At 72.0% G+C, this 11,929-nt stretch carries 11 protein-coding genes; 4 read left to right on the top strand and 7 right to left on the bottom strand.

Features of this window, described 5'->3' with window-relative positions; translation table 11 throughout:
* Positions 1–21: 21 nt before the first annotated feature.
* Both AC07F3_RS23290 and AC07F3_RS23285 read right to left on the bottom strand, forming a co-directional pair.
* The gene (locus AC07F3_RS23290) at positions 22–1,485 is read right to left on the bottom strand and encodes an amino acid permease (protein WP_479116397.1); all 1,464 of its coding nucleotides are present in this window, start codon (positions 1,483–1,485) and stop codon (positions 22–24) included.
* A gap of 230 nt (positions 1,486–1,715) precedes the next feature.
* A complete protein-coding gene (locus AC07F3_RS23285) occupies positions 1,716–2,417 on the bottom strand; it encodes a FadR/GntR family transcriptional regulator (protein WP_479116396.1) in 702 nt (233 codons plus the stop codon).
* A 138-nt stretch (positions 2,418–2,555) separates the two neighbouring features.
* Here AC07F3_RS23285 and AC07F3_RS23280 point away from each other — a divergent pair, with 138 nt between their 5' ends.
* Both AC07F3_RS23280 and AC07F3_RS23275 read left to right on the top strand, forming a co-directional pair.
* Entirely contained in the window at positions 2,556–3,065 is a 510-nt protein-coding gene (locus AC07F3_RS23280) for a gluconokinase (RefSeq protein ID WP_479116395.1), read from the top strand.
* Between the two features lie 12 nt (positions 3,066–3,077).
* Positions 3,078–4,484, top strand: coding sequence for a GntT/GntP/DsdX family permease (locus AC07F3_RS23275; protein ID WP_479116394.1), 1,407 nt, complete (start codon positions 3,078–3,080; stop codon positions 4,482–4,484).
* Here the strand turns inward: AC07F3_RS23275 and AC07F3_RS23270 are convergent.
* The 4 genes from AC07F3_RS23270 to AC07F3_RS23255 all read right to left on the bottom strand — a co-directional run bounded on the left by AC07F3_RS23270 (position 4,470) and on the right by AC07F3_RS23255 (position 8,514).
* Complete coding sequence (locus AC07F3_RS23270) at positions 4,470–5,135, bottom strand: cytochrome b/b6 domain-containing protein (protein ID WP_479116393.1); 666 nt, start codon at positions 5,133–5,135, stop codon at positions 4,470–4,472. The genes AC07F3_RS23275 and AC07F3_RS23270 overlap by 15 nt on opposite strands.
* The gene (locus tag AC07F3_RS23265) at positions 5,077–5,808 is read right to left on the bottom strand and encodes a molybdopterin-dependent oxidoreductase (protein WP_479116392.1); all 732 of its coding nucleotides are present in this window, start codon (positions 5,806–5,808) and stop codon (positions 5,077–5,079) included. Before AC07F3_RS23265 ends, AC07F3_RS23270 begins: the two co-directional genes overlap by 59 nt.
* An 84-nt stretch (positions 5,809–5,892) precedes the next feature.
* On the bottom strand, positions 5,893–7,488 hold the full coding sequence (locus AC07F3_RS23260; RefSeq protein WP_479116391.1) for an APC family permease: 1,596 nt from the start codon (positions 7,486–7,488) through the stop codon (positions 5,893–5,895).
* Positions 7,489–7,563: 75 nt separating this feature from the next.
* Positions 7,564–8,514, bottom strand: a complete 951-nt coding sequence (locus tag AC07F3_RS23255; protein ID WP_479116390.1) for a hypothetical protein — start codon at positions 8,512–8,514, stop codon at positions 7,564–7,566.
* Between the two features lie 189 nt (positions 8,515–8,703).
* On the opposite strand from AC07F3_RS23255, the gene AC07F3_RS23250 reads away from it, so the two are divergent.
* Positions 8,704–9,135, top strand: coding sequence for an ASCH domain-containing protein (locus AC07F3_RS23250; protein WP_479116389.1), 432 nt, complete (start codon positions 8,704–8,706; stop codon positions 9,133–9,135).
* A 50-nt stretch (positions 9,136–9,185) separates the two neighbouring features.
* Here AC07F3_RS23250 and AC07F3_RS23245 read toward each other — a convergent pair whose 3' ends face one another.
* A complete protein-coding gene (locus AC07F3_RS23245; RefSeq protein WP_479116388.1) occupies positions 9,186–10,841 on the bottom strand; it encodes an FAD-binding dehydrogenase in 1,656 nt (551 codons plus the stop codon).
* A gap of 166 nt (positions 10,842–11,007) precedes the next feature.
* Here AC07F3_RS23245 and AC07F3_RS23240 point away from each other — a divergent pair, with 166 nt between their 5' ends.
* Positions 11,008–11,904 (top strand): DMT family transporter, encoded by an 897-nt coding sequence (locus AC07F3_RS23240; RefSeq protein WP_479116387.1) that lies wholly within the window; start codon positions 11,008–11,010, stop codon positions 11,902–11,904.
* Positions 11,905–11,929 lie beyond the last annotated feature (25 nt).

Below are 11,929 nucleotides of genomic sequence, written 5' to 3'. Positions count from 1 at the left end.
TCTCGGCAGGACGGGGTGGGGCTACTCGCCCGAGGCCGAGGCGATCGCGCCGACCCGCTTGCGGACGACGTACCAGCCGCCGACGAGCAGCGCGGCGATGATCGGGAGGCAGTAGATCGTGGTGCGGCCCACTCCCCCGCCGTACCACATCAAGAACGCCACGGCGGCGAGGAAGACCAGGGTCACGATCTGCGTGTACGGGGCCCACGGCAGCCGGTAGGAGGGGCGCTGGAGGCTGCCCTCCTGCGCACGGCGCCAGAACAGCAGCGAGCAGATCATGATCATCGCCCAGGTGCCGAGGATGCCGATGGAGGCGAAGTTCAGCACGATCTCGAAGGCGTCGTCGGGCACGAAGCCGTTGAGGGCGACCCCGAGGACGCCGAAGAACGCGGTGAAGAGCACGCCGCCGTAGGGGACCTTGCCCTTGTTCATCACGCCGACGAACTTGGGCGCGGAGCCCGCGAGCGACATCGAGCGCAGGATGCGGCCGGTGGAGTACAGGCCCGAGTTGAGGCTGGAGAGGGCGGCGGTGAGGACCACCAGGTTCATCACTCCGGCCGCGCCGGGCACCCCGATCTTGTCCAGGACGGTGACGAACGGGCTCTGGTTCTCGGAGTACTCCGTGTACGGAAGCAGCAGCGCGAGCAGCACGACCGAGCCGACGTAGAAGATGCCGACGCGCCACATGATCGAGTTGATCGCCTTGGGCAGGATCTTGTGCGGGTTCTCCGTCTCGCCCGCGGCGACGCCGCACAGCTCGACCGAGGCGTACGCGAAGACGACGCCCTGGATGACGAGCAGCATGGGCAGCATGCCCATCGGGAAGATGCCGCCGTGGCTGGTGATGTTGGCGAGGCCCGGGGTGGCGCCGTCCACGTCGTGCTGGGTGACCACGAGGTAGATGCCGACGAGCATGAACGCGACCAGGGCGACGACCTTGATGATCGCGAACCAGAACTCCATCTCGCCGAAGTACTTCACCGAGATGAGGTTGGCGGTGAGGACGACCGCGAGCGCGACCAGGGCGCAGACCCACTGCGGAACGCTGCTGAACATGGCCCAGAAGTGGGCGTAGGTCGCGGCCGCGGTGATGTCGGCGACGGCGGTGGTCGACCAGTTCAGGAAGTACAGCCAGCCCGCCGTGTAGGCACCCTTCTCGCCCATGAACTCACGGGCGTAACTGACGAAGGCACCCGAGGAGGGGCGGTAGAGCACGAGCTCACCCAGGGCCCGTACGACGAAGAAGGCGAAGACGCCGCAGACCGCGTACGCGATCGCGAGCGAGGGGCCCGCGCCCGCCATCCGGCCGCCGGCACCGAGGAAGAGGCCGGTGCCTATCGCGCCGCCGATGGCGATCATGTTGATGTGGCGGGACTTGAGGTCCTTGCTGTAACCGGCGTCACCGGCGTCGATGTGGGGGGTGCCCGTCGTCGCCCCCGCGGGGGCACTCTGGGTCTCGGCCGCAGGCATGGTGCGGTCACTCATGGAGTAGTTCGCCTTTGTGAGGGGTCATGCGGTCGTGCGGGACCGGCCTAACCGGTGATGCAGGTCGTCACCCTGGCTGGGACTAGTCGTCACCATGGCACGGACCAACGGCTCATGGTCCCGGCTGTCGGCCCAGTTTGGCAGTGTCCAATGTCACGTAGAGACAGATTTGAGGTGTTTCAGAGGTAACAGAAAAGCATTCTGTGAGCGTTTTTTGTTGCCTAGGGTACCTATGGGGCGAGGACGTCCAGTTCCTGGAGCGCGCCCACCGCGATCTCCCGGGTCAGCCGCTCGGCCTCCGCGGCGTCGCGTGCGCGCACCGCCTCGGCCACCCGCACGTGCAAAGTGACGGCGGCCGGATCCGGGTCGGGGAACATCACCTGGTGGTGGGTGCGGCCGGTGAGCACCTCGGCCACCACGTCGCCGAGCCGGGCGAACATCTCGTTGCCGGAGGCGTTGAGCACGATCCGGTGGAAGGCGACGTCGTGCACGAGGTACGCCTCCAGCTGGCGCCCGCGCGAGGTGGCGACCATGCCGAGGGCCCGCTCGGTGAGGTCGGCGCACTGGGCGGGGGTGGCCCGCAGCGCGGCGAGCCCGGCGGCGACCGGCTCCACGGCGGAGCGCAGCACGGTCAGGGAGCGCAGCTGGCGCGGCCGGTCGGCGCCCGCGAGCCGCCACCGGATGACCTGCGGGTCGTACACGTTCCACTGCTCGGCCGGCTGTACGGTCACGCCGACCCGGCGTCTGGACTCGACCAGGTACATGGATTCGAGGACCCGGATCACCTCGCGGACCACGGTGCGCGAGACGTCGAAGCGCTGGGCGAGCTCGTCGGTGCGCAGCACACTGCCCGGCGGGTACTCCCCCGCGGTGATCGCCAGGCCCAGGCTTTCGAGCACATGCGTGTGAAGCCCCCGGGCCCGAGTCGTCATGGGCCAAGCCTACGGTGCGGCCATCAGGCCTCAAAAGTATGACTTTTACATCACGAGCTCTTGAATATGTCGTACCTAATGGGTTTGAGTGTGCGCGACGGACATCGATGTCGATGAGGACAGCGAGGCACCACCCGCATGAACTCCCCCCTGACCATCGTCGTGATGGGTGTTGCCGGGACCGGCAAGACCACCATCGGGCCGCTGGTCGCAGAACGGCTCGGCGTCCCCTACGCCGAGGGCGACGACTTCCACCCGGAGGCCAACGTCGCCAAGATGTCCGCGGGCATCCCGCTGGACGACGACGACCGCCGGCCCTGGCTCGACGCGATCGGCGCGTGGGCGCACGGCCGCGCCGGGCTCGGCGGCGTCGTCAGCAGCTCCGCGCTCAAGCGGAGCTACCGCGACCGGCTGCGGGCGGCCGCCCCCGGCCTGGTCTTCCTGCACCTGACCGGCGACCGCGCGCTCATCGAGCGGCGGATGGCCGAGCGCAAGGGGCACTTCATGCCGACCGCGCTGCTCGATTCGCAGTTCGCCGACCTCCAGCCGCTGGGCGCCGACGAGACGGGTGTCTCGGTCGACGTCTCCGGCACCCCCGAGGACATCGCGGAGCGGGCCGCCGCCGCTCTGCGACCGCTCACCACCTAAGGAATCCCCACCGTGACCAGACTCAGCGTCGAGTTCCTGGCAGCGGGCGCCCCGGAGCCGATCACCTCGGCCGGCAACACCCAGCTGGGCATTGCCGTACTCGCGGGCATCGCCGTCATCGTCCTGCTCATCACCAGGTTCAAGCTGCACGCCTTCCTGGCCCTGACCATCGGCTCGCTGGCGCTCGGCGCCTTCGCGGGCGCCCCGCTCGACAAGGCCATCGCCAGCTTCAGCGGCGGACTCGGCAGCACGGTCGCCGGGGTGGGCGTGCTGATCGCGCTCGGTGCCATCCTCGGCAAGCTGCTGGCCGACTCCGGCGGCGCGGACCAGATCGTCGACACCATCCTGGCCAGGGCCGGGAAGTCCGGCGGGCGGGCCATGCCGTGGGCGATGGTGGCCATCGCCTCGATCATCGGGCTTCCGCTGTTCTTCGAGGTCGGCATCGTGCTGCTGATCCCCGTGGTGCTGCTCGTCGCCAAGCGCGGCAACTACTCGCTGATGCGGATCGGCATCCCCGCGCTGGCCGGTCTGTCCGTCATGCACGGCCTGATCCCGCCGCACCCGGGGCCCCTGGTCGCCATCGACGCGATCGGCGCCAACCTCGGTGTGACGCTGGCGCTCGGCGTGGTCGTCGCCGTTCCGACGGTGATCATCGCGGGCCCGCTGTTCTCGAAGTACGCGGCCCGCTGGGTCGACATCCCGGCCCCGGACAAGATGGTGCCCAGCCGCCCCTCCGAGGACCTGGAGAAGCGGCCGGGCTTCGGCGCGACCCTCGTCACCGTGCTGCTCCCGGTCGTCCTGATGCTGGCCAAGGCCCTGGTCGACATCGTCGTCGACGATCCCAAGAACCACGTCCAGCGGGTCACCGACGTGATCGGCTCACCCCTGATCGCGCTGCTCGCGGCCGTCGTCGTGGGCATCTTCACGCTGGGCCGGGCGGCCGGGTTCACCAAGGAGCGGATCTCGGCGACCGTCGAGAAGTCCCTCGCGCCGATCGCGGGCATCCTGCTGATCGTGGGCGCGGGCGGCGGCTTCAAGCAGACGCTGATCGACGTGGGCGTCGGCCAGATGATCCTGGACCTCTCCAAGGACTGGGCGATCCCCTCGCTGCTGCTCGCCTGGCTGATCGCGGTGGCGATCCGGCTCGCGACCGGCTCGGCGACGGTGGCGACCATCTCGGCGGCCGGACTCGTGGCGCCGCTGGCGGCCGACATGTCGACCGCGCACGCGGCGCTGCTCGTGCTGGCCGTCGGCGCCGGCTCGCTCTTCTTCAGCCATGTGAACGACGCCGGATTCTGGCTGGTCAAGGAGTACTTCGGGATGAACGTCGGCCAGACGATCAAGACCTGGTCGGTGATGGAGACGATCATCTCCGTGGTGGCACTCGGCTTCGTCCTGCTGCTGTCACTCGTCGTCTAGCTCCGGCTCCCACAACGGGTGCTCCCTCGTGGCCCAGCGCCGCTCGACCGACCCGGTGCGCATGCCACGGCGTGCCTCCGGGTCGCCGAGCGCCATCCACACATGGCCGATGACGACGATCCCGACCGCCAGCGACAGCCAGTCGTGCACGAAGGTCGAGCCGATCCGCACCTCGATGGGCGCGAGGTGCGTGAACCACATCAGCACCCCGGTGCCCAGCATCACCAGCGCGGCCCCCGCGATCCAGCCCGCGTACACCTTCTGACCGGCGTTGAACTTCCCGGCCGGGCGCGGCTCCCGCTCCCTGCGCAGCGCGGTGCGCAGCCAGGTCCTGTCGTACGGCAGGAAGCGGTTGAGGCGGCCCAGGTCCGCCCGGAACGCCCGGGAGGCGAGCCCGAGCAGCACCGGCGCGGGCAGCAGCACCCCGCAGATCTCGTGCACCCGCACCACCAGCTCCCGGCGGCCGACGGCCTCGGCGAACTGGGGGACGTAGAGGATCGCCGCGGTCACCACACAGGCACCCATCAGCCACGCGGTGGCGCGGTGCACCCACCGCTCTCCCGCCGTGAACCTCCGCACCCGGTACGGGAGTTCAGGAGGTGGGGGTGTCCTGGCGTCCGTTGGACCGGCCGACCCAGGCGTCGGTGTCATAGCCTCGCTCCTCCCAGAATCCCCGCTCGACCTTCTCCGTCACGGTGATCCCGGACAGCCACTTCGCCGACTTGTAGAAGTACATGGGCGCCACATACAGCCGTACCGGGCCGCCGTGTGCGTGGCTGACCGGCTTGTCCTGCATGCTCAGCGCGATCAACACGTCGTCGCGACGCGCCTGTTCAAGGGTGAGGCTCTCGCTGTACGCGCCGTCGAAGCAGGTGAACCGGACCGCCCCGGCGCCCGGCCGCACCCCCGCCGCGTCGAGGAGGCGGGACAGCTGGACCCCGGCGAAGGGGGTGCCGGGCACCCGCCACCCCGTCACGCACTGCACGTCGCGCACCAGCCGGGTCTGCGGCAGCGCGCGCAGGGCGTCGAGGGTGTAGGTGGCGGGCCTGGTGACCAGGCCGTCCACGGTGAGCCGGTAGTCGGCGGCGCTCCGGTCGGGCACGGAGGCGGCCACCGAGTAGTAGCGGAAGCCGCCGCCGTTGGGCAGCAGACTGGTCAGCCCGGTGGGGTCCTTGTCGGCGGCGGCGCCCAGGAACGACTCCAGGCCGTTCTGGACGTAGCGCGCCGAGGCGACCCCGGCCACGCCGAGCCCGAGCATGCCGAGCACGAGCCGGCGCCCGACGGGTGCGCCCCGCGCGGGCGGTGGCGTTGGATCTGGTCTCACCCGACGATTCGAACACCCGCGGGCCGGTCCTGCCAGGGGCCCCGGCCGTCCGTCACCGTTCCGTCAGAATTCCCCCCGGCCGGCTCACAGCCCGGCGCCGCGGCCCGCCTCCCGCTGACCGGGCTGGCGGCGGCCCGGCACCGCGGGAGATCCGCCCCGCTCGGCGGCGGCCGCCCGCTCCAGCTGGAAGGCCTCGTTGCCCAGGCCGATCCGGGCGTGCGCCTCCGGGTTCCTCGCCCGCAGCACGAGGCCGTGGACCAGGCCCGCGACCAGCGCGAGCGCCACGATGCCGGGCAGCACCCAGTTGAGCGCGTCGCGCGGCCCCGCACCGACCAGCACGTGGAACTGCTTGACGGTGTACGCGGCGATGCCGAACAGCGCGATGCCTGCGGCGCCCGCGGCGAGCAGCCGCCACAGCTGGGCCCCGGCCGCTCCCCGGCGGACGAAGAAGACGATCACGGCGAGGGAGGCGGTGGCCATCAGGAGGGTCACGCCGAGCGCGCCGACGTTGCCCATCCAGGTGAACAGGTGCATGACGGGCGCGGTCGGGTCGCCGGCCGGCCAGTGGTCGGTGAGCGCGAAGGCCACGACGACCACGACCGAGATCACGCTCTGGAGCAGCGAGCCGCCCGCCGGGGCCCCGCTGGTGCTGCTGGTGCGGCCGAAGCCGGCGGGCAGCAGCCCCTCGCGGCCCATGGCGAAGACGTAGCGGGCGACGACGTTGTGGAAGCTGAGCAGCGCCGCGAACATGCCGGTCACGAACAGGACGTGGAGCACGTCGGTGAACGTGGCGCCGAGGTTCTTCCCGGCCAGCGCGAACAGCAGCCCTGGGCCCTGCTTCTGGGCGGAGTCCACGATGTCGCGCGGGCCCGTCGCCAGCGTCAGCGCCCAGGAGCTGAGCGCGAAGAAGACCGCCACGAAACCGACGGCGAGGAACATGACGCGCTTGACGACGACGTGCGGGCGGCTGGTCTCCTCGGCGTACACGGGCGCCTGCTCGAACCCGGTGAACGCGGCGATGCAGAAGCACAGCGCGACACCGACGCTGCCGCCGGCGCTCAGGGTGTGCGGGTTGAAGGCGTGCAGCGAGAGTCCGTCGGCGGCCGGTTTCGCCAGTGCCGCGCCGTCGAAGGCGACGACGAGGGCGACCTCGATGACCAGGAGCACCCCGAGCACCTTGGCGTTGAGGTCGATCTTCAGCCAGGCGAGCGCGCCGACCAGCGCGACGGCCAGCAGCGCGGGCACCCACCAGTCGATGGCGACGTGCGCGTAGGTGTCGAGCAGCCCGGAGACCTCGAACCCGAACATGCCGTAGATGCCGACCTGGAGCGCGCTGTAGGCCGCGAGCGCCACATGGGCGGCCGAGGCCCCGGCGGTCGGCCCGAGCCCCCGCGCGATGTACGCGTAGAACGCGCCCGCGTTGTGCACATGGCGGCTCATCTCGGCGTACCCGACGCTGAACAGGGCGAGGACCGCGCCGAGGATCAGGAACAGCAGGGGCTGCCCGACGACGCCCATCGCGGCGAACGCGGCCGGCATCACCCCGGCCACCACCATCAGCGGCGCGCTCGCCGCGAGGACCGAGAGCAGCAGCCCCGGGGTGCCGAGGCGGTCGGCGCGCAGCGCCCGGTCCTGTCCCTTGTACGTGCTGATCTCGGTCTCGCTGGTCTGGCTCGGCATGCGGGGTCTGCCCTTTCGGTACTGCCTGCGGGACGGGGACACGGGTGCGGCCATGGTGCGGGCCGGGGCCGCGCGCTACACGGAACCGAGCGCGGCGCTGCGCGCGGCGTGGAAGGCGTGGTACGGGTCGCGGTCCGGGTAGGACCAGGGGGCCGGGGTGACGTGGCGCCCGATGCGGTGGAAGAGGGCGGCGGCCTCGGCGGTGCGGCCCTCGCAGTGCTTGGCATGGGCGAGGAAGTTGAGGTCGATGCCCGCCCGGGGGTGGTCCTCGCGCTCCCATTCGAGCCACCAGTCGAACGCGGTCCTGATGACCTGGCCGGCCCGCCTGCCGCTCCAGTGGCCGGAGGCGGCGGGGTCGCCGGGCCGGCCCCCGGCCGCGGCCAGCACCCGGTAGCGCTCGGCGTGGGCGATCAGCGGGAGCAGGGCGAGCGGGGAGTCGGCGGGGGCCCGGGCCGCCGAGGCGGCGGCGAAGTCGTACACCTCGTGCAGCGGGTCGGGGCCGTCGCCGGGACGGCGTTCGGCGAGCCGGGCGGCCATCAGATGGTGGGCGTGGTGGTGCTCGGGGTGGCGGGCCCGCACCTCCTCGAAGGCGCGCACCGTCTCGTCCTCGGTGCCCAGCGCGCGGGCCAGGGCCAGCAGCGACAGCCAGGGGGTCGGGTCGGCGGGGGCGCGTCCGGCCGCGGTCAGACAGGCCTCGTGGGCGCGCTCCTCGGACTCCTTGCCGCGCAGGCACTGCTGCACGCTGGCACAGGCGAACAGCGCGGCGGCGTCGGCGCTGTCGGGCTCGGCGAGCAGCCACTCGCGGGCCCAGACGACGCTGGTGGCGGGTTCGGCGAGCACGGTGATCCGGTGCCCCCGGCGGTCCCAGTCGTCGCCGGTCGCCCCGAGCAGCGAGCGGACCCTGGTCCACCGGCCCTGCGCCAACTGGTCCCGGACCGTGGCGAGTTCGGTGTCGTCGAGGGCCGGATCGAACGATCGGCTGCCCCGTGGGCGGGGTCGGCCGAGCGGGGGCGGAGGCGGGGACATCCGCGTACTTCCTGTGTGAGGCGACGGCGCCCGGGCATGCATGTGGACGCTGAACACGTGCGCGATGGTCGCCGACAGCAAAGCGGTACGCGGTGCTCCACGTCAAGGCCGTTCGCCCCTTGAACGATCAGCGAACTTGGGCCCCGCTCAAGGGAGTTGATCGCCGCGGGCACCGCCTAGGCTGGCCACATGACGGATCGACAACCACTGCCCGAATTCCTGCTGGCCTTTCCGGGTCCGCTGCGTGACCAGCTGGTCGCCGCCGTGCTCAGCGGCGCGAAGACCTCGACCACCGGTCTGCTCGCCGACTACGAGCACGAGGGCGATCCCCTGCCGTACGTCGGGGAGCGCAGCCGCGTGATCGACTCCGCGGGCGAGGCGGTCGCCGTGATCGAGGTGACCGACGTGCGGGTCCTTCCGCTCGCCGAGGTGGACCTCCAGCACGCGATCGACGAGGGCGAGGGGGACGAGAGCGTGGCCCAGTGGCGCGCCAACCACGAGGGGTTCTGGCGCAGTCCGGAGATGCTGGAGGCCCTGGGCGACCCGGATTTCGAGGTCACCGACGAGACCCCGGTGATCGCCACGCGGTTCCGCCTGGTGGAGCGGCTCGGCCGGGGCTGAGGGGCGCGGGTCCGCCGGACGCGGGCCCGGGCGGGCCCCCGCGCGCCGGGCTAGGACACGGCCTTCGCCGCGGCCCGGCCCGCCGCGCGGCCCGAGAAGATGCAGCCGCCGAGGAAGGTCCCCTCCAGGGAGCGGTAGCCGTGCACGCCTCCGCCGCCGAACCCGGCCGCCTCGCCCGCCGCGTACACGCCCGGCAGCGGCTCGCCGCCCGCCGTGAGCACCCGGGAGGAGAGGTCGGTCTCCAGGCCGCCGAGCGACTTGCGGGTCAGGATGTGCAGCTTGACCGCGATCAGCGGGCCGGCCTTCGGGTCCAGGATGCGGTGCGGGGGCGCGGTGCGGATCAGCTTGTCGCCCAGGTAGTTGCGCGCCCCGCGGATGGCGGTGACCTGGAGGTCCTTGGTGAACGGGTTGGCGATCTCGCGGTCGCGGGCCACGATCTCGCGGCGCACCGCCGCCTCGTCGAGCAGGGGTTCCTCGGTGAGCGCGTTCATGCCGCGCACCAGCGAGGCCAGGTCCTTCTCGACGACGAAGTCGGCGCCGTGGTCCATGAACGCCTTCACCGGGCCCGGCACGTCCGCCCGCGCCCGCCCGATGACCCCGCGCACGGACTTGCCGGTCAGGTCGGGGTTCTGCTCGGAGCCCGACAGCGCGAACTCCTTGCCGATGATCTTCTGGTCGAGCACGAACCACGTGTGGTGGTGGCCGGTCTTCATGATGTGGTCGAGGGTGCCCAGGGTGTCGAAGCCGGGGAAGAGCGGCACGGGCAGCCGGTTGCCGCGCGCGTCCAGCCAGAGCGAGGAGGGGCCGGGCAGGATGCGGATGCCGTGCCGGGCCCAGATCGGGTCCCAGTTCTGGATGCCCTCGGTGTAGTGCCACATCCGGTCGCGGTTGATGTGGTGGGCACCGGCCTCCTCCGCGATGCCGAGCATGAGGCCGTCGACGTGGGCGGGCACTCCGGAGAGCAGGTGCTCGGGCGGGGTGCCGAGCCGCTCGGGCCACTGTGACCTCACGAGGTCGTGATTGCCTCCGATGCCGCCGCTGGTCACGACGACCGCCTGCGCCGTAAGCTCGAAGGAGCCGGTGACGGTCCGGGTGGACGCGGTTCCGCGCTCGGCGGCGGACGGCTCCAGGACCTCGCCGGTCACGGTGTCGACGGCGCCGGCGGTGCGTCCGAGGCCCGTCACCCGGTGCCGGAACCCGAACCGCACGAGCCCCCGGGCGGCGGCCTCCCGCACCCGCCGCTCGAACGGGGCCACGATGCCCGGCCCGGTGCCCCAGGTGATGTGGAAGCGGGGAACGGAGTTGCCATGCCCGTTGGCGTCGTAACCGCCCCGCTCGGCCCAGCCCACCACGGGGAAGAAGCGGACCCCCTGGGCGTGCAGCCACGCGCGCTTCTCGCCGGAGGCGAAGTCGACGTACGCCTTGGCCCACTCGCGCGGCCAGTGGTCCTCCGGCCGGTCGAAGCCCGCCGTGCCGTACCAGTCCTGGAGCGCCAGCGCCCGGCTGTCCTTGATGCGCATGCGGCGCTGCTCGGGCGAGTCGACGAGGAAGAGCCCGCCGAAGGACCAGTGGGCCTGGCCGCCGAGCGACTGCTCGGGCTCCTGGTCGAGGAGGATCACCTTCTTGCCGGCGTCCGCCAGCTCGGCCGTGGCCACCAGGCCCGCGAGCCCCGCCCCGATCACGATCACATCGGCGTCGTACGCCATGGGCCCGTCACTCCGCTCGTCCGCCAAGTTACCCGTGCGTCAGATCTTCGGCGGGCGCCCACCCGGCGTCAACCGTCCAGGTCCGGCCGCCCGGGAGGCATCCGCGCCCCCGGGGCGCTATCGTCGGCCAAGTCAGTGCCCCCCGGCCGTACTTGAGGTGTACGTCGTGTCGGTCCTGGTCCTCGTCCTCGCCGTGAGCGCAGCGTGCTGTCTGGGCTCGGGCTTCGTGCTGCAGCAGAACGCGGCACAGCACGCCCCGCTGAGCGACTTCATGTCGCCGCGGCTGCTGCTCGACCTCGTGCGGATGCCGCGCTGGCTGGCCGGCATAGGGCTGATGGTGACCGGCATGGTGCTCAGCGCCCTCGCGCTGGGCTGGGGCGAGGTCTCGCTGGTCGAGCCGCTGGTGGCGACCAACCTCTTCTTCGCGATGTGGCTCTCCAGACTCTGGACCCGCCAGCGGCTGGGCCGCCAGGGCTGGGCGGGCCTCGCGCTGCTCGCGGGCGGGGTGACCGCGTTCATCGTGGCGGGCCAGCCGCACGGCGGCGTCTCGGAGGCGGGCGCGCTGCGGCACTGGCTCATCGTGGGCCTCGTGGTCGGGATCTCGCTGCTGCTGGCGGGGCTCGCCAAGCACGACCGGCTCAGCGTGGCCGCGCCGGTCATGCTGGCCGTCGCCGCGGGCCTGCTGTACGGCCTCCAGGACGCGCTGACCCGGATCAGCGGCCAGCGCCTGTCGGGCGGCGGCTGGCCGGAACTGATGACGAGCTGGCAGCCGTACGGCGTGATCGCCCTCGGGGTGACCGGTCTGGTCCTGGTGCAGAGCGCCTTCGAGACCGCCCCGCTGCGCATGTCGCTGCCCGCCCTGACGGCCGCCCAGCCGCTCGCGGGGATCGCCTGCGGGGTCGGCTTCCTCGGGGACCGGCTGCGTACCGACGCGGGCGCACTCGCCTGGGAGGCGGCCGGGCTCGCGGCGATCGTGGCCGGGATCGTGCTGCTCGGGCTGCACCCGGCGATGCCGTCGGGCACCGCGCCGAGGGAAGAGGCCCGCGACCTCCAGCCGCACTGAGCGGCCCGGCGGGCGACCGCCGGGA

Source organism: Streptomyces sp. NPDC045846, from assembly GCF_056431605.1.
The sequence above is the reverse complement of the archived record's forward strand: the minus strand, read 5'-3'. Positions and strand labels throughout refer to the sequence as shown.